Here is a 24,720-nt window from a genome sequence, read left to right as displayed (position 1 = left end):
GATGGCCAAATCGCTGTTGATCATCAGCCGCCAGTCGCCGTGGTCCGGCCCCGGCGCCCGCGAAGCGCTGGACATCGTGCTGGCCGGCGGCGCGTTCGATCTGCCGATCGGCCTGCTGTTTCTCGACGACGGCGTGCTGCAACTGGCCGCTGGACAGAACGCCAAGGCCCTGCAACAGAAAGACCTCAGCGCCAACCTGCAGGCGCTGCCGATGTTCGGCGTTGAAGAACTGTTCTACTGCGCTGACAGCGCCAGCCATCGTGGCCTGAGCAGTCTGTCGCTGGACGAAGCGCAGCCGCTCGGTGCCAGCGAAATCACCGCCCTCATTGACCGCTACGACCAGGTGATCACCCTCTGATGTCGACTTTGCATGTGTTGTCTCATTCCCCGTTCGGCGACGATCGCCTGAGCAGTTGCCTGCGCGTGATCGGCGCTGCCGACGCCTTGCTGTTATCCGGCGATGCCGTTTACGCCCTGCAACCGGGCACCGCGCCGTTCAACACGCTGAACGAGCGCCGGGTCAAGCTGTTCGCCCTTGCCGAAGACCTGCAGGCGCGTGCCATCGTTGTTCCCGACTGGGCCGAAGCCATCGATTACCCGGCCTTCGTCGAACTGTCGATCCACCACGACAAGGTCAACAGCTGGCTATGAACTCCATGACTGTCGGCGCCCGCGCCATCGAACTGGACAAGGACGGCTTTCTGGTCGACCTCGACGACTGGTCCCATGACGTCGCCAGCGCCCTCGCCGCCGCTGAAGACATCGAACTGACTGCGGAACACTGGGAAGTCCTCGAACTGCTGCGCAGTTTCTACGCAGAATTCCAGCTGTCGCCGGCCACCCGCCCGTTGATCAAGTACACCGCACTCAAACTCGGCCCGGACAAAGGCAACAGCCTGCACCTGAACCGATTGTTCAAAGGCACCCCTGCCAAACTCGCCGCGAAACTGGCGGGCCTGCCCAAACCGACGAATTGCTTATGACCGACTTTCCAGCGCTGACCCTCGAAACGCCCGCCGAACACCCGTTCGCGCAATTCGTGCGGATCCTCGGCAAGGGCAAGCGCGGTGCCCGCGACCTGACCCGCGAGGAAGCGCGGGAAGCCATGGGCATGGTGCTCGACGATAAAGTCGAAGACACCCAGCTCGGGGCCTTTCTGATGCTGCTGCGGCACAAGGAAGAAAGCGCCGAGGAAATGGCCGGCTTCACCGAAGCCCTCCGCGAGCGCTTGCAGGCGCCGGCGCTCAACGTCGATCTGGACTGGCCGACCTACGCCGGCAAGAAACGCCATCTGCCGTGGTATCTGCTGTCGGCCAAGTGCCTGGCGCAAAATGGCGTGCGGATTTTCATGCACGGCGGCGGCGCGCATACCGCCGGGCGTCTGTACACCGAACAACTGCTTGGCGAGTTGAACATTCCGCTGTGCCGCACCTGGCAGCAGGTCGGCAGCGCGTTGGACAAAGGTGGTCTGGCGTTCATGCCGCTGATGGACTGGGCGCCGCAGTTGCAGAAGATGATCGACCTGCGCAACACCATGGGCCTGCGTTCGCCGATCCATTCGCTGGCACGGATTCTCAATCCGCTGCACGCGCGTTGTGGCCTGCAAAGCATTTTCCACCCGGGCTATCAAGCGGTGCATCGCGAGGCCAGCGGTCTGCTCGGCGACACGGCGATCGTGATCAAGGGCGATGGCGGTGAAATCGAGATCAACCCGGATGCCGACAGCCACCTCTATGGCACCACAGGCGGCGAGAGCTGGGACGAGGAATGGCCGCAACTGTCGAGCCAGCGCCACGTCAAACCGGCCTCGCTGGATGTCGAGCATTTGAAAGCGGTTTGGCGCGGCGAGGTGGTCGACAGCTATCCGCAGATGGCGCTGATCTCGACCATGGCCTTGGCCCTGCGCGGTCTCGGTCAAAGTCGCGAGCAAGCGTTCGAAACCGCCGAGCAATACTGGGCTGCGCGTAACAAATCGATTTAACCGATCATCGACGCCCGATCTTTGCGCTTTTTGTTCGAACTCATCGGAATAGACTCGGCTCCAACGCTTATTGGATTCAGGAGTCTTGATTATGGGTTTACTCGTCGACGGCCACTGGCAGGACAAGTGGTACGAAAGCAGCAAGGACGGCGCGTTCCAGCGCGAACAGGCGCAGCGCCGTCACTGGGTCACCACTGACGGCCAGCCAGGGCCGAGCGGTGAAGGCGGTTTCGCCGCCGAAGCCGGGCGCTATCACCTTTACGTTTCCCTCGCCTGCCCCTGGGCACACCGCACGCTGATCCTGCGCAAGCTCAAAGGCCTGGAAAATCTGATCGACGTCTCCGTGGTCAGTTGGCTGATGCTGGAAAACGGCTGGACCTTCGACAAGGCCCACGGCTCGACTGGCGACAAGCTCGATCACTTCGATTTCATGCACCAGCGCTACACCGCCGACACGCCCGACTACACCGGCCGCGTCACCGTGCCGGTGCTGTGGGACAAAAAACTCAAGCGCATCGTCAGCAATGAATCGGCGGAAATCATCCGCATGTTCAACAGCGCCTTCGATGACCTGACCGGTAACGAGCTGGACTTCTACCCGGCGCCGTTACGCGGCGAGATCGATGCACTGAATGAACGGATTTATCCCGCAGTCAACAACGGCGTGTATCGCGCTGGGTTCGCCACCTCGCAACAGGCTTATGAAGAGGCGTTCGATGAGGTGTTTGCCGAGCTGGATCACTTGGAACGGGTGCTGGGCGCCAATCGCTATCTGACGGGTGAATACCTGACCGAGGCCGATGTGCGACTGTTCACCACGATGATTCGCTTCGATGCGGTGTACCACGGACACTTCAAGTGCAATCTGCGGCGGATTGCTGATTATCCGAACCTGTCGAACTGGCTGCGTGAGCTGTATCAGTGGCCGGGGATTGGCGAGACGGTGGATTTTCAGCACATCAAAAATCACTACTACGGTAGCCACAAGACCATTAATCCGACGGGGATTGTGCCCAAGGGGCCGAAGCAGGATTTCACCATCGCTCATGATCGGGAGCGGCTGAGCGGGAAAGGAGTTTGGCGGCGGGGTTAATTGATTCGGTGTTTTTGAGGGCCTCTTCGCGAGCAAGCCCGCTCCCACAGGTGATTTGTGCATGACACAGATCCAATGTGGGAGCGGGCTTGCTCGCGAATGAGGGCAACTCGGTTTTCAGACTTGCGCCTGAGCCCCTTCAAACCACGCCAGTTTCTCGCGCAACTGCACCACTTCACCGACGATAACCAGGGTCGGCGCATGCACTTCATGCTCCGCCACCAGGCGTGGCAGATCGGCCAGCGTGCCAGTAAAGACCCGCTGATTGACCGTAGTGCCCTGCTGGATCAACGCCGCCGGAGTGTCCGCCGAACGACCATGCTTGATCAGTTGCTCGCAGATCACCGGCAAGCCCACCAGGCCCATATAGAACACCAGCGTCTGCGCCGGGGCGACGAGGTCGGCCCAAGGCAGATCGGTGGAACCGTCCTTCAGGTGCCCGGTGACAAAGCGTACCGACTGCGCGTAATCGCGATGGGTCAGCGGAATCCCGGCATACGCCGCGCAACCGCTGGCCGCCGTGATCCCCGGCACCACCTGGAACGGAATGCCGTGGGCCGCCAGCTCTTCGATCTCTTCACCGCCGCGACCGAAGATGAACGGATCACCGCCCTTCAAGCGCACCACGCGTTTGCCAGCCTTGGCCAGATCGACCAATTGCTGGTTGATCTGATCCTGCGGCACCGCGTGATCAGAGCGACGCTTGCCGACATAGACGCGCTCGGCATCGCGACGGCACAGCTCAAGAATCGCCGGAGCGACCAAACGGTCGTACAGCACCACGTCGGCTTGCTGCATCAGGCGCAAGGCGCGGAAGGTCAGCAGATCCGGATCACCAGGCCCCGCCCCTACCAGATACACCTCACCGGTGGTGACGGTCGCTTCGCCATCGATCTTGGCCTGCAACAGACGTTCGGCCTCGCTGCCCTGCCCGGCCAGTTGCCGATCGGCAATCGGGCCTTGAAACACGTCTTCCCAGAAACCACGACGTTGCTGCACATCCGGAAACAGGTTTTTCACCTGATTACGGAAACGTGCGGCCAGTCCGGCCAATTGGCCATAGGTTGAGGGAATCCAGGTTTCGATCTTGGCGCGAATCAGCCGCGCCAGCACCGGCGCATCGCCGCCGCTGGACACCGCAATAATCAGCGGCGAGCGATCGACGATCGCCGGGAAAATCACGCTGCACAGCTGCGGCGCGTCGACCACATTGACCGGCACGCAACGCCGATGGGCATCGCTGGAGACCTGGGCGTTGAGCGTTTCGTCGTCGGTGGCGGCGATGATCAGCCCGCAACCGTCCAGATCCGCTTCCACGTAACCACGCAGCAGACATTCGCCACCGCTGGCGCTGACCAGTTCGCGCAGTTGCGCTTCGATTTCAGGTGCGACCACCCGCAGCAGCGCACCGGCATCGGCCAGCAGGCGGGATTTGCGCAAGGCAATTTCCCCCCCACCGACCACCAACACACGACTGCCGCGCAGGTTGTGAAACAGCGGCAGATATTTCATTTAGCCGATGACCTCAAGGCCACCCATGTACGGCTTCAGTACGTCCGGCACACGAATCGAACCGTCGGCCTGCTGGTAGTTTTCCAGCACGGCAACCAGGGTACGACCGACCGCCAGACCCGAACCGTTGAGAGTGTGTACCAGCTCAGGCTTGCCGGTTTCCGGGTTGCGGAAACGCGCCTGCATGCGGCGGGCCTGGAAGTCGCCGCAGTTGGAACACGACGAGATTTCGCGGTACTTGTCCTGGCTCGGAATCCACACTTCGAGGTCGTAGGTCTTGACGGCGCTGAAGCCCATGTCGCCGGTGCACAGCGCCAGGGTGCGGTAAGGCAGACCCAGCAGTTGCAGGACTTTCTCGGCGTTGGCGGTCAGGCCTTCCAGCGCTTCCATCGACGTCGACGGCTCGACGATCTGCACCATTTCAACTTTGTCGAACTGGTGCTGACGGATCATGCCGCGAGTATCACGACCCGACGCACCGGCTTCGCTGCGGAAGCACGGGGTGTGGGCGACGAACTTGATCGGCAACAGTTTCGAGTCGACGATTTCGCCGGCCACGATGTTGGTCAACGACACTTCGGCGGTCGGGATCAGGTACAGATCAGCTTCGCCTTCACGAGCGATCTTGAACAGGTCTTCCTCGAACTTCGGCAGTTGACCGGTGCCTTGCAGCGCCGGGGCCTGAACCAGATAAGGCGTGTAGGCCTCTTCGTAGCCATGCTCGTTGACGTGCAGGTTGATCATGAACTGCGCCAGGGCGCGGTGCAGACGGGCGATCGGGCCGCGCAGCAGGGCGAAACGCGCGCCGGACAGCTTGGCGGCGGTTTCAAAGTCCAGCCAGCCGAACTTCTCACCGAGGGCGACGTGGTCTTTGACTTCGAAATCGAACTGCGTCGGCGTGCCCCAGCGGCGCACTTCGACGTTGTCGTCTTCGTCTTTGCCGACCGGTACCGATTCGTGCGGCAGGTTGGGGATACCCAGCAGGATCGAGTCCAGCTCGGTCTGGATCGCGTCCAGCTCGACTTTACCGGCACTCAGCTCGCCCGCCATACGCTCGACGTCCGCCATCAGCGGCGCGATGTCTTCGCCGCGCTGCTTGGCCTGACCGATGGATTTGGAACGCGCGTTACGCTCAGCCTGCAGTGCTTCGGTGCGGGTCTGGACGGTCTTGCGCTGTTCTTCCAGCGCTTCGATGCGCGCGGTATCCAGGGCAAAGCCACGGGAAGCCAGGCGGTCCGCTACGTCCTGAAGGTTGCTACGTAACAGTTTGGAATCGAGCATGTCGGTTTCTCGTTATCAAAGTTTGGTCAGGGACAGGCCGGCCCACGTCGCGAGCAGCCCGCCGAATACGCTGATTGCCGCATAGCCCAGGGCCAGCGGCACTTGCCCGCTTTCCAGCAGACGCACCGTATCCAGTGAAAAGGATGAAAAAGTCGTCAGCCCCCCGAGGAAGCCGACGATCAACCCGGCACGCACCTCGATCGGCACCTCCGGGCGTATCAGAAACAGGCCGTACAACACGCCAATCAGCAGACAGCCCACGATATTAACGGCCAGCGTCGCGGTATAGAAGTGCCGCGGCCAATTGGCGTTGACCCAATTGCCGGTGGCGAAGCGCAACAGGGTGCCGGCAATTCCGCCGACGGAGACCGCAACGATCAATGGAAGCACTATTTTCTCCGCTGTCTTGGGCTTAAACGGTCGAGTTGAGCGAGGTGGTTGAGCTTCTCGCCGATCTTCAATTCCAGGCCACGGGGCACCGGTTGGTAGAACGGAATCGGTTCGAGTTCTTCCGGGAAATAGTCTTCGCCGGCGGCATAGGCGTCCGGCTCGTCGTGGGCGTAGCGGTATTCGTCGCCATAGCCCAACTGCTTCATCAGCTTGGTTGGGGCATTGCGCAAGTGCAGCGGCACTTCCAGCGAACCGTACTCGGCAGCGGCGCGCAGTGCGGTCTTGAAGCCCATGTACACCGCATTGCTTTTCGGCGCGCAGGCCAGATAGGTGATGGCCTGGGCCACCGCCAACTCGCCTTCCGGACTGCCGAGGCGCTCCTGCACCTCCCATGCCGCCAGGCACAGGCTCAGGGCACGCGGGTCGGCGTTGCCGATGTCTTCGCTGGCCATGCGCACCACACGCCGCGCCAGATACAGCGGATCACAGCCGCCGTCGATCATTCGCGCGAACCAGTACAGCGCGCCATCGGGGTTGGAACCGCGTACCGATTTGTGCAGCGCCGAGATCTGGTCGTAGAACGCTTCGCCGCCCTTGTCGAAGCGTCGCCGGGTGTCGCCGAGCAGGCTTTGCAGCAACTCGGTGCCCATCTCGCTGTTGTCTTCGGCCAGATCCGAGGCGTTCTCCAGCAGATTGAGCAGGCGCCGGCCATCGCCATCGGCGGCCGACAGCAGCATCTGGAAGCCTTCATCGCTGAGGGTCAGGTTGCGTTTGCCCAGCCCGCGCTCTTCGGTGAGCGCGCGATGTACCAGTTTGCGCAGCGCGGTCTCGTCGAGGCTTTTCAGCACATAGACACGGGCCCGCGACAACAGCGCGTTGTTCAATTCAAACGAAGGGTTTTCGGTGGTGGCGCCGATGAAAATCAGCGTGCCGTCCTCGACATACGGCAGGAACGCATCCTGCTGCGACTTGTTGAAACGGTGCACTTCATCGACGAACAGAATCGTGCGCTTACCGTACTGGCCGGCCTGCTGCTTGGCGATTTCCACCGCCTGACGGATCTCCTTGACCCCGGCGAGCACCGCCGAGACCGTTTCGAAGTGCGCATCCGAGACTTCCGCGAGCAAGCGCGCGAGGGTGGTCTTGCCCACACCCGGCGGCCCCCAGAAGATCATCGAATGCAGGGCACCCTGCTCCAGCGCCTCACGCAGAGGCTTGCCGCGAGCGAGCACGTGTTCCTGACCGACGTACTCATCCAGATTGGTCGCGCGCAAACGCGCGGCCAGTGGCTGGGCAATCGGTGCACTGCGAAACAGATCCATCACGTAGCGTTGAAACCTCTGATTATCTGAAACCTGGGGTAAACCCTGTGGCGAGGGAGCTTGCTCCCGCTGGACTGCGCAGCAGTCCCCGCTTTTGATTCAAGAGCGGGGCCGCTTCGCGCCCCAGCGGGAGCAAGCTCCCTCGCCACAAAAGCTCCAAGCCACAACAGCCCAACCCGGGATCCGGGGCTTATTCCTGGATAACGTCAGCACCCTTCGGGATGTCGAACTTGAACTTCGACGCCGATACAGGTTCGTTGGCCTTGACCCCGGTGAACAGGATGTTGGTGCGCTGGCCGACGCTGTCGACCAGTTGCATGTCATTGATCAGACCATTACGGAACGACAGGCGCAGGCTGTCGAACAGGGTGTCCTTGGTCTTCGGCTTGAGGGTGAAGTCGATCACGCCGCCCGCCTCTTTCGCGCTGATCTCAAAGCTCTGGCTGATCTTCGACACATCACCGGACAGCAGCAGCGCCGGGGTCTGGGTCAGACGCTCGTCGAGCTTCTTGATGGTGGCCTGTTCCAGGTCCGGGTCCCACAGGGTGACTTTCTTACCGTCGGAGACCATGGTCTGCTCGTTTGGCGCCTCGGTGTGCCAGTAGAACAGGCCCGGACGCTGCAGAACCATATCACCGCGAGTTTCCTGCAACTGCGTGCCGCTGCCGTCGAGGGTCAGCTGGGAAAAATTCGCGGTCAGGGTTTTCGATGTTTCCAGCAATTGGGTCAGACGCGCCACGTCCTTGTCATCGGCGTGGGCCGTGAAAGTGGTCAGCGCCAGTACTGGCAACAGCATGCGGATAAGACGCATGGGAGTCCTCTTGAATACTTGTGGGGAGGGGACGGCGCGTCATTGCGCCATCCTTTGTTGCAAATCGGAGCGGCCGAATCAGTCGCGCATCGGGCCCGGGGCCAGCACTTCACGCGAACCGTTGGTGTTCATCGCAGTCACCACGCCGGCCATTTCCATGGCTTCGATCATGCGCGCAGCGCGGTTGTAACCGATCTTCAGCTTGCGCTGTACCGCGGAAATCGACGCCCGGCGGCTTTCCAGCACGAACTGCACGGCTTCGTCATACAGCGCGTCGGTCTCCGGATCATCACCGTCGCCGCCACCGCTGCTGCCTTCAAAACCGCTGCCCGCCTCTTCGACACCGTTGAGGATGTCATCGTTGTATTCCGGTGCGCCACGCAGTTTCCAGGCTTCCACCACGCGGTGTACTTCATCGTCGGAAACGAACGCGCCGTGAACCCGGATCGGCAGGCTGGTGCCCGGCGGCATGTAGAGCATGTCACCGTGACCGAGCAGTTGCTCGGCACCACCCTGGTCGATGATGGTCCGCGAGTCGATCTTGCTCGACACCTGGAACGCCATCCGCGTCGGAATGTTGGCCTTGATCAGACCGGTGATCACGTCCACCGAAGGACGCTGGGTCGCGAGGATCAAGTGAATACCGGCGGCACGCGCCTTCTGCGCGATACGGGCGATCAGTTCTTCAACCTTCTTGCCGACGATCATCATCATGTCGGCGAATTCGTCGACGACCACGACGATGGTCGGCAGCTTCTGCAGCAGCGGCGCTTCGTCGTGGATGCTTTCACGCTTGTACAGCGGATCGCTCAACGGCTCGCCGGCGTCCTGCGCTTCCTTGACCTTGGCGTTGAAGCCGGACAGGTTACGCACGCCCATCTTCGCCATCAGCTTGTAGCGGCGCTCCATCTCGGCAACGCTCCAGCGCAGGGCGTTGGCGGCGTCCTTCATGTCGGTGACCACTGGGCACAGCAGGTGCGGAATGCCTTCGTAGATCGACAGCTCGAGCATTTTCGGGTCGATCATGATCAGCTTGGCGTCTTCCGGGCCAGACTTGAACAGGATCGACAGGATCATCGCGTTCACACCCACCGACTTACCGGAACCGGTCGTACCGGCGACCAGCAGGTGCGGCATCTTCGCCAAGTCGGTGATGACCGGTTTGCCGCCGATGTCGTGGCCCAGAGCGAGGGTGACCGGCGATTTGAAGTTGTCGTACTCGGGGGTCGACAGCACTTCGGAGAAACGCACGATCTGCCGGTCTTCGTTGGGAATCTCGATACCGACCGTGGTCTTGCCCGGAATCACCTCGACCACCCGCACACTGGTCACGGCCAGCGAACGTGCAAGGTCTTTGGCCAGGTTGGCGATGCGGCTGACTTTGACGCCGGCGGCAGGCTGAATTTCGTAACGGGTAATCACCGGGCCCGGATGGATCGAGTCCACGGTGACCTCGACGCCGAACTCCTTGAGCTTGATCTCCAGCAAGTGGCCGACCGCTGCCAGGGATTCCGGCGAATAATTGAGTTGTTTCTTTTCCGCAGGATCGAGAATCGAGATCGGCGGCAAGGTGCCTTCGACGGCACTGTCGACGAACAACGGCGCCTGCTTCTCTTTCTGCACGCGCTTGCTAGGCTCGGGCGCCTTGACCGGAGCCGGAGCGATGACCGGCGGCACCTGCTTCTCGCGATCGGACATGTGCTTGCTCAGGGCCTGTTCGCGCTCGATCAGGCGCTCCTTGACCTTGGCTTGTTCACGCTTGTCGGTAACGGTCGGCGCCACCACGTCGTGGACGCGATCATCGACTTCACGCAGCTGCGCAACCAGTTGCTTACGCTCGGTACGCGCCGACCACCAGCGGTTGATCGCGCCCTGGAACAGTTCGAACAGGTCGAGGGTGATTTTGCCGGTGACGTCCATCACCTTGAACCACGACAGGTCAGTGAATACGGTCAGGCCGAACAGGAACAGCGCAATGAACAGCAGCGTGCTGCCCTGGATATTCAGCGCGTTACGCGCCAGATCACCGAGACTTTCCCCCAGCGCCCCGCCCGCACCCGCCGGCAGCCCGGTGGCCGCATGGAAATGGATATGCGCCAGCGCGGCGCCCGACAGCACCAGGAACACCAGACCGATCAGACGCCAGGAGAACAGCCAGCCGCTCCACTGCCACGGCTCGTGACGTTGACGGAAGATCTGATACGCCTTGACCGCCAGCAGCAACGGGAAGATGTACGCGAAGTAACCCAGCACCATGAACAGGATGTCGGCGCTGTAGGAACCGGCCGGGCCGCCGAAGTTCTGCACGTCGTCGATCTTGCTGTTGTGGCTCCAACCCGGATCGTCCTTGCCGTAGGTCAGCAAGGCCATCATCAGGAACAGGCACAAGGCACCGATGGCGATCAATGCACCTTCCTTGAGCCGGTAGTGCAATTGCTGGCGCCAGAGCGGAACGACTGTTTTTGGTGCTGCGGTGGATTTCTTCAAAACGCTTCTTTTCCTGCGCCCGGGGCGCGTCCATCTATTGAATGACGATAAAAAACTGCCCAATCCAGGCAGGTAAAAAAGTGAACCGGCGCAACTGAGACTACTTTTAACACTGTGCCGCTGCTTTTATAAACACAGCTATAAACACTGCGCACGGCGAATATTCTGTAACAGTCCGGCATTGTACGGGTTTGTGCGGCTGATGCCATGCTTCAAAACCCTTAGCTGAGCATAGCCAATCCCACAAACCCTGCGGTTCAATTTGAGCATGCATTGTCTTTTGTGACAAAGGCTTATGAGGTGTATTTGATGAACGCAGCGAAGCATTCACGCCTGATCATTCTTGGCTCCGGCCCTGCCGGTTACAGCGCCGCCGTATACGCCGCCCGCGCCAACCTCAAACCCGTGGTGATTACCGGCCTGCAGGCCGGTGGCCAACTCACCACCACCGTCGAAGTCGACAACTGGCCCGGCGACGTCGAAGGCCTGACCGGCCCGGTACTGATGGAGCGCATGCAGAAACACGCCGAGCGCTTTGCCACAGAGATCGTTTACGACCACATCCACACCGCCAAGTTGCAGCAGCGCCCGTTCGAACTCATCGGCGACAGCGGCACCTACACCTGCGACGCGCTGATCATTGCCACCGGCGCTTCGGCGCAGTATCTGGGACTACCCTCGGAAGAAGCCTTCGCCGGCAAAGGCGTGTCGGCCTGCGCGACGTGTGACGGCTTCTTCTACCGCAATCAGGTAGTCGCGGTGGTGGGCGGCGGCAACACCGCCGTCGAGGAAGCGCTGTACCTGTCGAACATCGCCAAAGAGGTGCACTTGATCCACCGTCGCGACAAATTGCGCTCGGAGAAAATCCTTCAGGACAAACTCTTCGAAAAAGCCGCCAACGGCAACGTTCGCCTGCACTGGAACCAGAATCTGGATGAAGTGCTGGGCGACGCCAGCGGCGTGACCGGTGCACGCCTGCGTGACAGCCACACAGGCGAAACCCGCGAGTTGCCGCTGGCCGGCGTATTCATTGCCATCGGCCACAAACCCAACACCGACCTGTTCCAGGGCCAGTTGCCGATGCGTGACGGCTATCTGTTGGTCAGGGGCGGCAATGACGGTGACGCCACCGCCACCGAGATCCCCGGCGTCTTCGCTGCCGGCGACGTGGCCGACCACGTTTATCGCCAGGCCGTGACCTCGGCGGGAGCCGGCTGCATGGCGGCACTGGACGCGGAGAAGTATCTGGACGACATTCCTGTCATTTAACGGCACACTTTATCGCGGGCCTCATGCCCGCACCGCCCTCCCCTTCTGCAAGCCTGGACGCCATGCTGACTTGGTTACAACGCAATTCCCTGACTTTCCCACCTCTGGAAAAGGCCATGCGCGATCCCAATGGATTGCTGGCTGCCGGTGGTGATCTGTCCGCCGATCGCCTGGTGCAGGCCTACCGGCATGGCTGTTTTCCGTGGTTCTCCGAAGGCCAGCCGATTCTCTGGTGGTCTCCGGATCCGCGCACCGTTCTGTTTCCCGACGAACTGCACGTCTCGCGCAGCCTCGGCAAACTGCTGCGCCAGCAACGCTATCAGGTGACCTTCGATCAGGATTTCGCAGCCGTCATTCGCGCCTGCGCTGCACCACGGGACTACGCCGACGGTACCTGGATCACCGAAGCCATGCAGGACGCCTACCTCGAACTGCACCGCCGCGGCTTCGCCCATTCGGTCGAAGTCTGGGATCAGGACCAACTGGTCGGCGGCCTGTATGGCCTGGCGATGGGTCAGCTGTTTTTCGGCGAATCGATGTTCAGTCGCGCCGACAATGCCTCCAAATTTGGCTTTGCGACGCTGGTGCAGCATCTGAAAGAAGCCGGATTCGTCCTGATTGACTGCCAGATGCCGACCGATCATCTGCACAGCCTTGGCGCGCGGGCGATCTCCCGTCGCGAATTCGCCGACTATCTGGCTCGCCACCTGGATCAACCCAGTCGTGCCACCTGGGTTTGCTGAGCGACTTTTGCGCGCGTGGCTTACACTTAATTCACCAGCTTATCCCGAGGGTTGATCATGACCGAGTTGGCGCGCTTGAAGTTCTATGCCACTCAACCTCATTCCTGCAGTTATCTGCCCGAGGAGCAGGCGACGACGCTGTTCCTCGACCCTAGTCAGCCCATGGATGTGCATGTCTACGCAGACCTGTCGGAAATGGGTTTTCGTCGCAGCGGCGATCATCTGTATCGACCTCATTGCCAGAATTGCAATGCGTGCGTGCCTGCGCGCATCCCGGTATCGCAGTTCAGCCCCAACCGCCAGCAGAAACGCATTTTCAAACGCAATGCCGACTTGCATGTGCGCCCGGTAAAACCGCACTTTAGCGAAGAATATTTCGATCTGTACCAGCGTTATATCGAGCAGCGACATGCCGATGGCGACATGTACCCGCCGAGCCGCGACCAGTTTTCGACCTTCCTGGTACGTGACCTGCCCTTTTCGCGCTTCTACGAATTTCGTCTCGACGGACGGTTACTCGCCGTCGCCGTCACCGACTTGCTGCCCAACGGTTTGTCGGCGGTCTATACGTTTTACGAGCCTGACGAAGAGCGCCGCAGCCTGGGGCGTTTCGCAATCCTGTGGCAAATCGCTGAAAGTCAGCGCCTGGGGCTGGAGGCGGTGTATCTCGGTTACTGGATCAAGAACTGCAAAAAGATGAACTACAAGACCCAATATCGCCCCATCGAATTGCTGATTAATCAGCGCTGGGTGATCCTGAACTAATCGCAAGCCGTAAACCCCTTGGCTTGAACCCCCTTTTTCGGGCACAATGCACGCCGCTTTTGCCTGGCGCAGTTGCACCGGGCCATTCATTGGACACCGAGGGCTTTACTGCATGTCGAAAGAAGACAGCTTCGAAATGGAAGGCACTGTCGTCGACACCCTGCCCAACACCATGTTTCGTGTGGAGTTGGAAAATGGGCACGTCGTAACCGCGCATATCTCCGGCAAGATGCGCAAGAACTACATTCGTATTCTTACCGGTGACAAAGTGCGCGTCGAGCTGACGCCCTATGACTTGAGCAAAGGGCGCATCACTTACCGCGCTCGCTAATCAAGTCAATACAAGACGCCCGGCTTTGCCGGGCGTTTTTGTTTGTCTGCGATTTGGGTTTGGGTTTGGGCCTGGGTTTTGGGTGTATATCCGTTGCTGCGGTAACGGCCTCCTATGGTTTCGCTCTTACAGCGAGTCACCTTTTCCAAACGCCGAAAAGGTAACCCAAAAGGCTTTGCCCCGGCGTACGGCACTTCGCTGAGGCTCAGTGTTCCCTCGCTACGGTGTCCATCCGGGGGCATCGCCTCCGGTTTGCTTCGCTGCACCTCCTCTCGATGGATGCGGCTTCGCCGCATGGCGCTGCGCGCCTACCCCCCGGATGAACACCTCCGCTCGGCCTGCCGAAGGGGCTGAAGATCAAAAGCCACATCAAAAGCTAAAGCCAAAGCCAAAGCCAAAGCCAAAGCAGATCAAAAGATCACAGCCTTCGGCAGTTCCTACATGGGACTGGGTACATTCATTAAGAAATTGGTCGACTGGCAGGCCGCTTTCGCGAGCAAGCCCGCTCCCACATTTGGATTGAGTGCATTCAGTTAGAGATCGGTCGGCTCGTAGGCCGCCATCGCCAGCAGGTACAGTTCAGATTGCATGCTGCCCCTGCGGCGAAGCCGCCCCACTCAACACAATGAGCGTTAGCTCGAGTACCGCTTTTGATCTGAGGGCCCGTCGGCAGGCTGAGTGGAGGGAGTTATCCGGGGGTGGGAGCGCAGCGACCGTTTGGCGCAGCCAAACACAGCGAGAGGAGGTGCAGCGAAGCAAACCGTAGGCGCTGCCCCCCGGATGAATCCCGGAGCGAAGGAACCCGAGCCTAAGCGAGGGCCGAACGTCAGGGTAAAGCCTTTTTGGTTACTTTTTCGGCGTCTGGAAAAAGTGACCCGCCGTAAGGGCGGAACCATAGGAGGCCGTGACCGCAGCAACGGATATACACCCAAAAACATCAGCCAACAAAAAGGCGCCCGAAGGCGCCTTCCAAACCAACAACCAAGCCGTCAGGCCATCTCCGCCGTAGTCTCGAAGTCAAACGTCAGCTCACCATCCTTGATGTCGATGTGCACCACACCGCCATGCTCGGCCAGCTCGCCAAACAGAATCTCCTCCGCCAACGGACGCTTGATCTTGTCCTGAATCAGACGCGCCATCGGACGCGCGCCCATGGCCGAATCGTAGCCACCGGCCGCCAGCCAACTGCGCGCCGCATCGGTAACCTCCAGCAACACACGCTTGTCTTCCAGCTGCGCCTGCAGTTCGGTAAGGAACTTGTCCACCACACTTTTGATGACCTCATGGCTGAGGCGACCAAACTGGATAATGGTGTCCAGACGGTTACGGAATTCCGGCGTAAAGCTCTTCTTGATCACTTCCATCGCATCAGACGAGTGGTCCTGATGGGTGAAACCGATCGAAGCACGCGCCGCAGTTTCGGCGCCGGCGTTGGTGGTCATGATGATGATCACATTGCGGAAGTCCGCCTTGCGCCCGTTGTTATCGGTGAGCGTACCGTGGTCCATCACCTGCAGCAGCAGGTTGAAGACTTCCGGATGCGCCTTCTCGATTTCATCGAGCAGCAATACGCAGTGCGGTTGCTTGGTGATCGCCTCGGTCAACAGACCTCCCTGATCGAACCCGACATAGCCTGGAGGCGCACCGATCAGACGCGATACGGTGTGGCGCTCCATGTACTCGGACATGTCGAAGCGCACCAGTTCGATACCCAACGCCTTGGCCAGTTGCCGCGCGGCCTCGGTTTTACCGACACCGGTAGGACCTGCGAACAGGAACGAGCCGACTGGTTTGTCAGGCGACTTGAGGCCGGCACGGGACAGTTTGATCGCGGTCGACAGCGAATCGATCGCCGCATCCTGACCAAACACCGTCAGCTTCAGGTCGCGCTCCAGATTACGCAGCAGTTCCTTGTCGGAGCTGGTGACGTGTTTCGGCGGAATCCGCGCGATTTTCGCCACAATGTCTTCAACCTGCGGCACTTCGATACGTTTGACGCGCATCTCGACCGGTTGCAGGCGCTGATAGGCACCCGCCTCGTCGATCACGTCGATGGCCTTGTCCGGCATATGCCGGTCATTGATGTAGCGCGATGCCAGTTCAGCAGCGGCGCGCAACGACTCATCGCTGTATTCGATGTTGTGGTGCTGTTCGAAGCGCCCTTTCAGGCCGCGCAGGATACCGATGGTGTCTTCCACCGACGGTTCGACGACATCGACCTTCTGGAAGCGTCGTGCCAGCGCACGATCCTTCTCGAAGATGCCGCGAAATTCCTGGAACGTGGTCGAGCCGATGCAGCGAATGTCGCCAGACGACAGAAGCGGCTTGAGCAGGTTCGAGGCATCCATCACGCCACCGGACGCAGCACCCGCACCGATGATGGTGTGAATTTCGTCGATGAACAGGATCGCCTGCGGACGTTTTTTCAGTTCATTGAGCAGCGCCTTGAAGCGCTTCTCGAAATCACCGCGATACTTGGTGCCTGCAAGCAGGGCACCGAGATCGAGCGAATAGACGACGCTGTTGGCCAGCAGATCCGGCACCTGGTTGTCGACAATGCGCTTGGCCAGGCCTTCGGCAATCGCGGTTTTACCCACGCCTGCCTCGCCGACCAGCAGCGGATTGTTCTTGCGCCGACGCGCCAGAATCTGCGCGACACGCTCGACTTCCATCTCGCGGCCGACCAGCGGATCGATCCGACCCTGGCGCGCGAGTTCGTTGAGATTGCTGGCATAAGCATCCAGCGGATTGCCTGAAGAAGAAGACTCACCGCCCTCGTCGTCCTGCATATCTTGTTCACCTTCAGAGTGATCGCCATGCCCCGGCACTTTGGAAATGCCGTGGGCGATGTAATTGACGACATCAATGCGCGCAACGCTCTGCTGTTTCAGCAGGAATACGGCCTGACTCTCTTGCTCACTGAAGATGGCAACCAGCACGTTGGCGCCGGTTACTTCGCGTTTGCCCGAGCTCTGTACATGAAAGACAGCACGTTGCAGTACACGCTGGAAGCCCAGGGTTGGCTGGGTCTCGCGATCTTCGTCATGGACGGGGATCAGTGGCGTGGTGGAGTCGATGAACTCCTGCAGGTCGTGCTTGAGTTTGTCGAGGTTTGCGCCGCAGGCACGCAATACGGTGGCGGCAGCCTCATTGTCCAATAGGGCCAGCAGCAGGTGTTCGACGGTCATGAATTCATGACGCTTCGAACGAGCCTCCTTGAAGGCAAGATTGAGGGTGACTTCGAGCTCGCGGTTTAACATAGCTTCACCTCATACCCAAGTGGTCGGCGATTAACCGTCCTTCTCGATTTCACAGAGTAGCGGATGCTGGCTTTCCCTGGCGTACTGGTTGACCTGCATGGCCTTTGTCTCGGCGATGTCGCGGGTAAACACTCCACATACTGCCCGTCCTTCTGTGTGAACGGCCAGCATGACCTTGGTCGCCAGCTCGCGATTCAGGTTAAAAAACACCTCGAGCACTTCGACGACGAAATCCATCGGTGTGTAGTCATCATTGAACAAAACCACCTTGTACATCGGCGGCGCCTGTAACGCAGGCTTTGCTTCCTGAACAGCAACGCCTGCCGAATCGTCGTCGTGCTCCTCTGGATGATCCTTTTGGAGAAGCGGGCGATCCTGATTGAATGTTAGTCGAATCTGGCTGATTGCATGCATGGAAAGAAAGGTTCGTCAGTTGTGCAAATACAGTGGTGGGGGCGGCTGTACACCTTTTCAACTCCGACTGCCCGGTCACCTTGACTATCGGGAAAACGGTGTTACAACCAATAGAGCCCACAGTGGGTAAAAAAGATCCGCGGAGTCAATCCTTTTAACGGATTAGATTGCGGATGTCCTGGATGATACTCCAGCGATGGAGTCTGTTGCAGAGGGATTTGAGCATGGCTGTCGGCAAGGTCAAGTGGTTCAACAATGCCAAGGGATTCGGCTTCATCAATACCGATGCCCGTGAAGGACGTGACGAGGATGGCAAAGACATTGATTTCTTTGCGCACTACTCCGCCATTGAGATGGACGGGTATAAAACCCTCAAGGCCGGACAATCCGTGGTTTTCAATATTGTTCAAGGCCCCAAGGGACTGCATGCCGTAGGCATCAAGGCCGTCACCACCGAACCATCCAGCGCCGCTGAAAGTGCTGCTGTCGGCGCAGCTGCTGCCGCTGCCGCGACTGCCAAAGCATGAGCTGACTGCTTCCCCCTAATACTCTTGGTAATAAAAAACCGCCTGACTCATCATTTGAGTCAGGCGGTTTTTTTGTACCTGCACGACTTACATGTGCTTGATGATCGCCTCACCAAAGCCCGAAGACGACACCAGCGTGGCACCGTCCATCAGACGCTCGAAGTCATAGGTCACGGTCTTGGCCTTGATGGCACCGTTGGTGCCCTTGATGATCAGGTCAGCCGCTTCGGTCCAGCCCAGATGACGCAACATCATCTCGGCCGACAGAATCACCGAACCCGGGTTGACCTGGTCCTTGCCGGCGTACTTCGGCGCGGTACCGTGGGTCGCCTCGAACATGGCCACGGTGTCGGACAGGTTGGCACCCGGCGCGATACCGATACCGCCCACTTCCGCCGCCAGGGCGTCGGAGAGGTAGTCGCCGTTGAGGTTCAGCGTGGCAATCACATCGTATTCGGCCGGACGCAACAGGATCTGCTGAAGCATGGCGTCGGCGATGGCATCCTTGACGATGACTTCACGGCCGGTTTTCGGGTTCTTGAATTTCATCCATGGGCCGCCATCGAGCAGCTCGGCGCCGAATTCTTCCTTCGCCACCTCGTAACCCCAGTCCTTGAAGGCACCTTCGGTGAATTTCATGATGTTGCCCTTGTGCACGATGGTCAGCGACTTGCGGTCGTTGTCCACCACGTATTGCAGAGCCTTGCGCACCAGACGCTTGGTGCCTTCCTTGGAAACAGGCTTGATGCCGATCCCGCAATCCTGGTCGAAACGGATCTTGGTGACGCCCATTTCTTCTTTCAGGAACTTGATGACCTTGGTGGCCTCAGGGGAACCGGCCTTCCATTCGATACCGGCATAAATGTCTTCGGAGTTCTCGCGGAAGATCACCATATCGACATCGCCAGGCTTTTTCACCGGGCTCGGCACACCTTCGAACCACACCACGGGACGCAGGCATACATAAAGGTCGAGTTGCTGACGCAGGGCTACGTTGAGGGAGCGGATGCCACCACCGACCGGGGTGGTCAGCGGGCCCTTGATGGAGACCACGTAATCTTTGACGGCGTCCAGGGTTTCCTGGGGCAGCCAGGTGTCCTGGTCATAGACCTGGGTCGCTTTTTCGCCAGCATAAACCTCCATCCAGGAAATCTTGCGCTTGCCCCCGTAGGCCTTGGCCACGGCAGCATCAACCACTTTGATCATCACCGGGCTGACGTCGACGCCAATGCCGTCACCTTCAATGAAGGGGATGATCGGGTTATCAGGAACATTGAGAGAATGGTCTGCATTGACGGTGATTTTGTCGCCGACGGCTGGAACCTGAATCTTCTTGTAACCCATGCTGAACTCCATTGTTTGGATTGAACATCTGGCTTGGTTCGAGCGTAACCCAGTTAAATCAACACGCAAACCCTCTGTTCACGGCGCGGCTACATCTGGTTTCGTACAAGCCTGAAAGCAAAGGGAAAAGCGCCAAACTCAAGCATTCGCAGCGACTCTACGCCCCACCCGCCCCTGCGACCTTTAGACCAATGGACGAGAATCGTTGCATATGAACCATCGGCAGATTGCCAGCTACCTATGTATAATGCCGCCCGCTGACCAAAGGGTCACGACGGCTGGCCTCTCTAGCACGAGACTTTCCGCCTGATTGGTCGGGTTGTTACCGCAGTCCGACTGCTTGACGCTCTACTGATGCACCCAACATCACCGCGAAGAATCTCGACATTCGGTTCATGGATGACTTTGAACGAACGCGCTTACCCGGCGCCCCTCGAGTTTCTGCGCACGCTTTAGCAAAGAAGAGAGAGTTAATCCGAATATGCCCACCCGCTCGAAGATCATCTATACCTTCACCGACGAAGCCCCAGCCCTCGCCACCTATTCCCTGCTGCCGATCATCGAGGCTTACACCGCCTCGGCCGATATCGCCGTGGAAACCCGCGATATCTCTCTTGCAGCGCGCATCCTGGCCAGCTTCCCCGAGCAACTGGGCGACAAAGCCGTAGCCGACCACCTCGCCGAACTGGGCGACCTGGCCGTTACGCCTGAAGCCAACATCATCAAGCTGCCGAACATCAGTGCTTCGGTGCCTCAGCTGCAAGCAGCAATCAAAGAGCTGCAAGCCCAGGGTTACAACCTGCCGGACTACCCGGAAACCGTGACCAACGACGCCGAAAAAGAAGCCAAGGCGCGTTACGACAAGGTCAAGGGCAGCGCCGTGAACCCGGTTCTGCGTGAAGGCAACTCCGACCGCCGCGCTCCGCTGTCGGTAAAAAACTACGCGCGCAAGCACCCGCACAAAATGGGCGCCTGGGCCAAAGACTCCAAGTCCCACGTCGCTCACATGAGCACCGGCGATTTCTACGGCAGCGAAAAAGCTGCCCTGATCGACGCCGCTGACGCTGTGAAAATCGAGCTGATCGCCAAAGACGGCACCGCGACCGTTCTGAAAGAAAAAACCAGCGTTCAGGCTGGCGAGATCCTCGACTGCGCCGTGATGAGCAAAAACGCCCTGCGCGCGTTCATCGCCGCTGAAATCGACAGCGCCAAGGCGCAAGGCGTACTGCTCTCGGTGCACCTGAAAGCGACCATGATGAAGGTCTCCGACCCGATCATGTTCGGCCAGATCGTTGCCGAGTTCTATAAAGACGCCCTGACCAAGCACGCTGACGTGCTGGCCCAGATCGGCTTCAACCTGAACAACGGCATCGGCGACCTGTACGCTCGTATCAAGGCCCTGCCGACCGAGCAGCAAGCGCAGATCGAAGCGGACATCGCAGCGGTCTACGCCGCGCGTCCGTCGCTGGCGATGGTCAACTCCGACAAGGGCATCACCAACCTGCACGTTCCGAGCGACGTCATCGTCGACGCCTCGATGCCGGCGATGATCCGTGACTCCGGCAAAATGTGGGGCACCGACGGCCAGCTGCACGACACCAAGGCCGTGATCCCGGATCGTTGCTACGCAACCATCTACCAGGCCGTGATCGAAGATTGCAAAGCCAACGGCGCGTTCGATCCGACCACCATGGGCAGCGTGCCGAACGTTGGCCTGATGGCGAAGAAAGCCGAAGAGTACGGCTCGCACGACAAGACCTTCCAGATCAAGGCTGACGGCGTGGTTCGCGTCACCGACAGCAAGGGCAACCTGCTGATGGAACAGACTGTTGAAGCCGGCGACATCTTCCGCATGTGCCAGACCAAAGACGCGCCGATCCAGGACTGGGTCAAACTGGCCGTCAACCGTGCTCGCGCCAGCAGCACCCCGGCGATCTTCTGGCTGGACCCGATGCGCGCCCACGACGGCGTAGTGATCGAGAAGGTTCAGGCTTACCTGAAGGATCACGACACCAGCGGTCTGGACATCCAGATCATGGCGCCGGTCGATGCCATGAAGTACACCCTGCAGCGCACCCGCGAAGGCAAGGACACCATCTCGGTGACCGGCAACGTACTGCGCGACTACCTGACTGACCTGTTCCCGATCATGGAACTGGGCACCAGCGCCAAGATGCTGTCGATCGTGCCGCTGATGAACGGCGGTGGCCTGTTCGAAACCGGCGCCGGCGGTTCGGCGCCGAAGCACGTGCAGCAACTGGTTGAAGAGAACTTCCTGCGCTGGGATTCGCTGGGCGAATTCCTGGCTCTGGCAGCGTCCCTCGAGCATTTGGGTGTGAACTACAACAACCCGAAAGCGCTGGTTCTGTCGAAAACCCTGGATCAGGCCACCGGTCAGTTCCTCGACAACAACAAGTCGCCATCGCGCAAAGTCGGTAACATCGACAACCGCGGCAGCCACTTCTATCTGGCGATGTACTGGGCTCAGGCCCTGGCCGCCCAGACCGAAGACGCTGCACTGCAAGCGCAGTTCGCGCCCCTGGCCAAAACCCTGACCGAGAACGAGGCGACCATCGTTGCCGAGCTCAACGCCGTGCAGGGCAAGCCAGTGGACATCGGCGGTTACTACCACGCCGATGCCGAGCTGATCAGCAAGGCCATGCGCCCAAGCGCAACCTTCAACGCGGCGATTGCTGCGCTGGTTTAAGGTTGTAATGCTGTAAAGAAGCCCCGGCCCAGTGCCGGGGTTTCTATTTCCGAACACAACACAAAACCCCTGTGGGAGCGGGCTTGCTCGCGAATGCGGTTTATCATTCAACATCGTCATTGACTGACCCACCGCATTCGCGAGCAAGCCCGCTCCCACAGGGGGATTGAGTTTTAATCTGGATTTTGAGGAAGGTTTTATGGAATGGCTGCCCCACATCACCGTCGCCACCATCGTCGAAGACAACGGCCGCTTCCTGATGGTCGAAGAACACAAGGCCGGGCGTAACGTGCTCAATCAGCCGGCCGGCCACCTTGACCCGAACGAAACCCTGATCGAAGCTGCCGTCCGCGAAACCCTCGAGGAAACCGGCTGGGACGTCGAACCCACCGGCGTGGTCGGCATTTACCTGTACACCGCGCCGAGCAACGGCGTGACTTATCAACGCGTGTGCTTCAGCGCCAAAGCGGTGAAACACCACCCGGACTATCAACTCGACGATGGCATCGTCGGCGCCAAGTGGTTGACCCGCAGCGAATTAATCGCCCAGCGCGACAACTGGCGCAGCGAGCTGATCATCCGCTGCATCGACGACTATCAGGCCGGCCATCACTTCAGTCTCGAACTGATCCGCCCTTCTCTTTAGCCTTGAGGCCGTGAGCCTGATAGAATCGCGTCCTTTTTCAAGACACTCATTGAATCCCTATGCGTGATCCAGCCCCTTCTGACACATCCAAGAAGCGCGTCATTGTCGGCATGTCCGGCGGCGTGGACTCTTCCGTTTCCGCTCTCCTGCTGATCGAGCAGGGTTACGAGGTGGAAGGCCTGTTCATGAAGAACTGGGAAGAAGACGACGGAACGGAATACTGCACCGCCATGGACGACCTGGCGGATGCCCAGGCCGTGTGCGACAAGATCGGCATCAAGCTGCACACCGCCAACTTCGCCGCCGAGTACTGGGACAACGTGTTCGAGCACTTCCTGGCCGAATACAAGGCCGGTCGCACCCCGAACCCGGACATCCTGTGCAACCGCGAGATCAAGTTCAAGGCGTTCCTCGACTACGCCATGATGCTTGGCGCCGACCTGATCGCCACCGGCCACTATGTGCGCCGTCGCGACATCGATGGTCGTACCGAACTGCTCAAGGGCCTCGATCCGAACAAGGACCAGAGCTATTTCCTGCACGCTGTCGGCGGCGAACAGATCGCCAAGACCCTGTTCCCGGTCGGTGAACTGGAAAAGCCGGAAGTGCGGGCAATTGCCGAGAAATACGAGCTGGCGACCGCCAAGAAGAAGGATTCCACCGGGATCTGCTTCATCGGCGAACGGCGTTTCAGCGACTTCCTCAAGCAATACCTGCCGGCGCAACCGGGCGAGATCAAGACCACCGAAGGCGAAGTCATCGGCCGTCACCACGGCTTGATGTACCACACCATCGGCCAGCGTCAGGGCCTGGGCATCGGCGGCCTGAAAGATGCCGGCGACGAGCCGTGGTACGTGCTGCGCAAGGATCTGGACACCAACGAGCTGATCGTCGGCCAGGGCAACAACCATCCGTGGCTGTTCTCCAGCGCCCTGCTCGCTTCGGAAATCTATTGGGTCAACCCGATCGACCTGAGCCAGCCGCTGCGCCTCACCGCCAAAGTGCGTTATCGCCAGAGCGATCAGGCCTGCACCCTGGAAAAAACCGCCAGCGGCTACCGCGCCGTGTTCGACGAACCGCAGCGCGCGGTGACCCCGGGCCAGTCCGTGGTGTTCTACGACGGTGAAATCTGCCTCGGTGGCGGCGTGATCGAAGTCGCCGAGCCGTGGAGCGGCCAGGCATGAGCCCGACTCAGGAGCAACTGACGGCGCTGGGCGGCGTGTTTCTCGCCGCCGTGCTGGTTGACCGCATTGCCAAGACCGGGCAGACCAGCGAGGCCGGCCTGAGCTGCATGCTCGGCAGCCTGCTGGTGCGCGACCCGAAGGACACACTGGATGTGTACGGTGGCGACGACCTCAATCTGCGCGAGGGTTATCGCGCATTGATCGGCGCTCTCGAGCGCGACCCGAGCACCCTGCAACGCGAGCCGCTGCGCTATGCCCTGTCGATGCTCGGCCTGGAACGCCAACTGGCCAAACGTGACGACATGCTCGACACCATTGGCAAGCGCCTGCCACAGATCCAGTCGCAAGTCGAACACTTCGGCCCGGCCCACGAAAACGTGATCGCCGCCTGCGGTGCGCTGTATCAGGACACCCTGAGCACACTGCGCCAGCGGATTCAGGTGCATGGCGACATGCGCAACCTGCAGCAACCGAGCAACGCCTCGAAGATCCGCGCCCTGCTGCTGGCCGGCATCCGTTCGGCTCGCCTGTGGCGACAGCTCGGCGGGCACCGCTGGCAGTTGGTGATCAGCCGGCGCAAGCTGCTCAAAGAGCTGTATCCGTTGATGCGCAGCGAGTAAATCGTCGCGCAATAAAAGTTTTGTAGTCTGTAG

At 60.0% G+C, this 24,720-nt stretch carries 23 protein-coding genes; 14 read left to right on the top strand and 9 right to left on the bottom strand.

Features of this window, described 5'->3' with window-relative positions; translation table 11 throughout:
• The first annotated feature begins 1 nt into the window (after position 1).
• The 5 genes from tusC to ACVHNU_RS07345 all read left to right on the top strand — a co-directional run bounded on the left by tusC (position 2) and on the right by ACVHNU_RS07345 (position 3,074).
• Positions 2–358 carry a sulfurtransferase complex subunit TusC gene (tusC, locus tag ACVHNU_RS07365; RefSeq protein ID WP_103521193.1) on the top strand — a complete coding sequence of 119 codons (357 nt, stop codon included), beginning with the start codon at positions 2–4 and terminating at the stop codon, positions 356–358.
• Positions 358–651: a sulfurtransferase complex subunit TusB gene (gene tusB, locus ACVHNU_RS07360; protein WP_103486095.1), complete on the top strand. Its 294-nt coding sequence runs from the start codon at positions 358–360 to the stop codon at positions 649–651. The genes tusC and tusB overlap by 1 nt, the downstream gene beginning before the upstream one ends.
• On the top strand, positions 648–983 hold the full coding sequence (locus ACVHNU_RS07355; RefSeq protein ID WP_003223861.1) for a TusE/DsrC/DsvC family sulfur relay protein: 336 nt from the start codon (positions 648–650) through the stop codon (positions 981–983). Before tusB ends, ACVHNU_RS07355 begins: the two co-directional genes overlap by 4 nt.
• The gene (locus ACVHNU_RS07350; protein ID WP_473019325.1) at positions 980–1,981 is read left to right on the top strand and encodes a glycosyl transferase family protein; all 1,002 of its coding nucleotides are present in this window, start codon (positions 980–982) and stop codon (positions 1,979–1,981) included. Before ACVHNU_RS07355 ends, ACVHNU_RS07350 begins: the two co-directional genes overlap by 4 nt.
• Positions 1,982–2,072: 91 nt before the next feature.
• Entirely contained in the window at positions 2,073–3,074 is a 1,002-nt protein-coding gene (locus tag ACVHNU_RS07345; protein WP_473019324.1) for a glutathione S-transferase family protein, read from the top strand.
• A gap of 117 nt (positions 3,075–3,191) precedes the next feature.
• On the opposite strand, the gene cysG is transcribed toward ACVHNU_RS07345, so the two are convergent.
• The 6 genes from cysG to ACVHNU_RS07315 all read right to left on the bottom strand — a co-directional run bounded on the left by cysG (position 3,192) and on the right by ACVHNU_RS07315 (position 10,877).
• Positions 3,192–4,586, bottom strand: a complete 1,395-nt coding sequence (gene cysG / locus ACVHNU_RS07340; RefSeq protein ID WP_103486098.1) for a siroheme synthase CysG — start codon at positions 4,584–4,586, stop codon at positions 3,192–3,194.
• Positions 4,587–5,867: a serine--tRNA ligase gene (gene serS / locus ACVHNU_RS07335; protein ID WP_003223852.1), complete on the bottom strand. Its 1,281-nt coding sequence runs from the start codon at positions 5,865–5,867 to the stop codon at positions 4,587–4,589.
• Between the two features lie 15 nt (positions 5,868–5,882).
• Positions 5,883–6,257, bottom strand: a complete 375-nt coding sequence (gene crcB / locus ACVHNU_RS07330; RefSeq protein WP_003223851.1) for a fluoride efflux transporter CrcB — start codon at positions 6,255–6,257, stop codon at positions 5,883–5,885.
• Complete coding sequence (locus tag ACVHNU_RS07325; RefSeq protein WP_003223849.1) at positions 6,257–7,579, bottom strand: replication-associated recombination protein A; 1,323 nt, start codon at positions 7,577–7,579, stop codon at positions 6,257–6,259. Before ACVHNU_RS07325 ends, crcB begins: the two co-directional genes overlap by 1 nt.
• Positions 7,580–7,769: 190 nt before the next feature.
• A complete protein-coding gene (gene lolA / locus ACVHNU_RS07320) occupies positions 7,770–8,390 on the bottom strand; it encodes an outer membrane lipoprotein periplasmic chaperone LolA (protein WP_473019323.1) in 621 nt (206 codons plus the stop codon).
• 78 nt (positions 8,391–8,468) lie between these two features.
• Positions 8,469–10,877 (bottom strand): DNA translocase FtsK, encoded by a 2,409-nt coding sequence (locus ACVHNU_RS07315; protein ID WP_045122388.1) that lies wholly within the window; start codon positions 10,875–10,877, stop codon positions 8,469–8,471.
• A gap of 309 nt (positions 10,878–11,186) precedes the next feature.
• On the opposite strand from ACVHNU_RS07315, the gene trxB reads away from it, so the two are divergent.
• The 4 genes from trxB to infA all read left to right on the top strand — a co-directional run bounded on the left by trxB (position 11,187) and on the right by infA (position 13,985).
• On the top strand, positions 11,187–12,146 hold the full coding sequence (gene trxB, locus ACVHNU_RS07310) for a thioredoxin-disulfide reductase (protein ID WP_003223843.1): 960 nt from the start codon (positions 11,187–11,189) through the stop codon (positions 12,144–12,146).
• Between the two features lie 62 nt (positions 12,147–12,208).
• Complete coding sequence (gene aat, locus ACVHNU_RS07305; RefSeq protein WP_473019322.1) at positions 12,209–12,889, top strand: leucyl/phenylalanyl-tRNA--protein transferase; 681 nt, start codon at positions 12,209–12,211, stop codon at positions 12,887–12,889.
• Positions 12,890–12,946: 57 nt separating this feature from the next.
• The gene (locus tag ACVHNU_RS07300; protein ID WP_473019321.1) at positions 12,947–13,654 is read left to right on the top strand and encodes an arginyltransferase; all 708 of its coding nucleotides are present in this window, start codon (positions 12,947–12,949) and stop codon (positions 13,652–13,654) included.
• 112 nt (positions 13,655–13,766) lie between these two features.
• Positions 13,767–13,985: a translation initiation factor IF-1 gene (gene infA, locus ACVHNU_RS07295; protein ID WP_002553999.1), complete on the top strand. Its 219-nt coding sequence runs from the start codon at positions 13,767–13,769 to the stop codon at positions 13,983–13,985.
• A 989-nt stretch (positions 13,986–14,974) separates the two neighbouring features.
• Here the strand turns inward: infA and clpA are convergent.
• Both clpA and clpS read right to left on the bottom strand, forming a co-directional pair.
• Positions 14,975–17,245: an ATP-dependent Clp protease ATP-binding subunit ClpA gene (gene clpA / locus ACVHNU_RS07290; protein WP_262141737.1), complete on the bottom strand. Its 2,271-nt coding sequence runs from the start codon at positions 17,243–17,245 to the stop codon at positions 14,975–14,977.
• Between the two features lie 30 nt (positions 17,246–17,275).
• Positions 17,276–17,659, bottom strand: coding sequence for an ATP-dependent Clp protease adapter ClpS (gene clpS / locus ACVHNU_RS07285; RefSeq protein WP_027614670.1), 384 nt, complete (start codon positions 17,657–17,659; stop codon positions 17,276–17,278).
• Positions 17,660–17,883: 224 nt separating this feature from the next.
• Between clpS and ACVHNU_RS07280 the strand changes: the two genes are divergently transcribed.
• On the top strand, positions 17,884–18,186 hold the full coding sequence (locus ACVHNU_RS07280) for a cold shock domain-containing protein (protein WP_473019320.1): 303 nt from the start codon (positions 17,884–17,886) through the stop codon (positions 18,184–18,186).
• A gap of 87 nt (positions 18,187–18,273) precedes the next feature.
• Here ACVHNU_RS07280 and icd read toward each other — a convergent pair whose 3' ends face one another.
• The gene (gene icd / locus ACVHNU_RS07275) at positions 18,274–19,530 is read right to left on the bottom strand and encodes an NADP-dependent isocitrate dehydrogenase (protein ID WP_047601677.1); all 1,257 of its coding nucleotides are present in this window, start codon (positions 19,528–19,530) and stop codon (positions 18,274–18,276) included.
• A 481-nt stretch (positions 19,531–20,011) separates the two neighbouring features.
• Here icd and ACVHNU_RS07270 point away from each other — a divergent pair, with 481 nt between their 5' ends.
• The 4 genes from ACVHNU_RS07270 to hflD all read left to right on the top strand — a co-directional run bounded on the left by ACVHNU_RS07270 (position 20,012) and on the right by hflD (position 24,687).
• Positions 20,012–22,237, top strand: coding sequence for an NADP-dependent isocitrate dehydrogenase (locus ACVHNU_RS07270; protein WP_473019319.1), 2,226 nt, complete (start codon positions 20,012–20,014; stop codon positions 22,235–22,237).
• Positions 22,238–22,436: 199 nt separating this feature from the next.
• Positions 22,437–22,883: an NUDIX hydrolase gene (locus ACVHNU_RS07265; protein ID WP_473019318.1), complete on the top strand. Its 447-nt coding sequence runs from the start codon at positions 22,437–22,439 to the stop codon at positions 22,881–22,883.
• A 59-nt stretch (positions 22,884–22,942) separates the two neighbouring features.
• Positions 22,943–24,067, top strand: a complete 1,125-nt coding sequence (gene mnmA, locus ACVHNU_RS07260; protein WP_003223826.1) for a tRNA 2-thiouridine(34) synthase MnmA — start codon at positions 22,943–22,945, stop codon at positions 24,065–24,067.
• Positions 24,064–24,687, top strand: coding sequence for a high frequency lysogenization protein HflD (gene hflD, locus ACVHNU_RS07255; RefSeq protein WP_003223824.1), 624 nt, complete (start codon positions 24,064–24,066; stop codon positions 24,685–24,687). Before mnmA ends, hflD begins: the two co-directional genes overlap by 4 nt.
• The last annotated feature ends 33 nt before the right edge of the window (positions 24,688–24,720 follow it).

The sequence above is a fragment of the Pseudomonas sp. Ors-4-3C genome, from assembly GCF_055755035.1.
The sequence above is the reverse complement of the archived record's forward strand: the minus strand, read 5'-3'. Positions and strand labels throughout refer to the sequence as shown.

Excerpts from the sequence above, each read along its gene's own strand:
- ACVHNU_RS07325 (WP_003223849.1), bottom strand. The coding sequence starts at position 7,579 with ATGGATCTGTTTCGCAGTGCACCGATTGCCCAGCCACTGGCCGCGCGT.
- ACVHNU_RS07270 (WP_473019319.1), top strand. The coding sequence starts at position 20,012 with ATGCCCACCCGCTCGAAGATCATCTATACCTTCACCGACGAAGCCCCA.
- aat (WP_473019322.1), top strand. The coding sequence starts at position 12,209 with ATGCTGACTTGGTTACAACGCAATTCCCTGACTTTCCCACCTCTGGAA.
- lolA (WP_473019323.1), bottom strand. The coding sequence starts at position 8,390 with ATGCGTCTTATCCGCATGCTGTTGCCAGTACTGGCGCTGACCACTTTC.
- ACVHNU_RS07300 (WP_473019321.1), top strand. The coding sequence starts at position 12,947 with ATGACCGAGTTGGCGCGCTTGAAGTTCTATGCCACTCAACCTCATTCC.
- tusC (WP_103521193.1), top strand. The coding sequence starts at position 2 with ATGGCCAAATCGCTGTTGATCATCAGCCGCCAGTCGCCGTGGTCCGGC.
- trxB (WP_003223843.1), top strand. The coding sequence starts at position 11,187 with ATGAACGCAGCGAAGCATTCACGCCTGATCATTCTTGGCTCCGGCCCT.
- mnmA (WP_003223826.1), top strand. The coding sequence starts at position 22,943 with ATGCGTGATCCAGCCCCTTCTGACACATCCAAGAAGCGCGTCATTGTC.
- infA (WP_002553999.1), top strand. The coding sequence starts at position 13,767 with ATGTCGAAAGAAGACAGCTTCGAAATGGAAGGCACTGTCGTCGACACC.
- clpA (WP_262141737.1), bottom strand. The coding sequence starts at position 17,245 with ATGTTAAACCGCGAGCTCGAAGTCACCCTCAATCTTGCCTTCAAGGAG.
- icd (WP_047601677.1), bottom strand. The coding sequence starts at position 19,530 with ATGGGTTACAAGAAGATTCAGGTTCCAGCCGTCGGCGACAAAATCACC.
- ACVHNU_RS07350 (WP_473019325.1), top strand. The coding sequence starts at position 980 with ATGACCGACTTTCCAGCGCTGACCCTCGAAACGCCCGCCGAACACCCG.
- ACVHNU_RS07280 (WP_473019320.1), top strand. The coding sequence starts at position 17,884 with ATGGCTGTCGGCAAGGTCAAGTGGTTCAACAATGCCAAGGGATTCGGC.
- hflD (WP_003223824.1), top strand. The coding sequence starts at position 24,064 with ATGAGCCCGACTCAGGAGCAACTGACGGCGCTGGGCGGCGTGTTTCTC.
- ACVHNU_RS07355 (WP_003223861.1), top strand. The coding sequence starts at position 648 with ATGAACTCCATGACTGTCGGCGCCCGCGCCATCGAACTGGACAAGGAC.
- ACVHNU_RS07265 (WP_473019318.1), top strand. The coding sequence starts at position 22,437 with ATGGAATGGCTGCCCCACATCACCGTCGCCACCATCGTCGAAGACAAC.
- ACVHNU_RS07345 (WP_473019324.1), top strand. The coding sequence starts at position 2,073 with ATGGGTTTACTCGTCGACGGCCACTGGCAGGACAAGTGGTACGAAAGC.
- serS (WP_003223852.1), bottom strand. The coding sequence starts at position 5,867 with ATGCTCGATTCCAAACTGTTACGTAGCAACCTTCAGGACGTAGCGGAC.
- tusB (WP_103486095.1), top strand. The coding sequence starts at position 358 with ATGTCGACTTTGCATGTGTTGTCTCATTCCCCGTTCGGCGACGATCGC.
- cysG (WP_103486098.1), bottom strand. The coding sequence starts at position 4,586 with ATGAAATATCTGCCGCTGTTTCACAACCTGCGCGGCAGTCGTGTGTTG.
- clpS (WP_027614670.1), bottom strand. The coding sequence starts at position 17,659 with ATGCATGCAATCAGCCAGATTCGACTAACATTCAATCAGGATCGCCCG.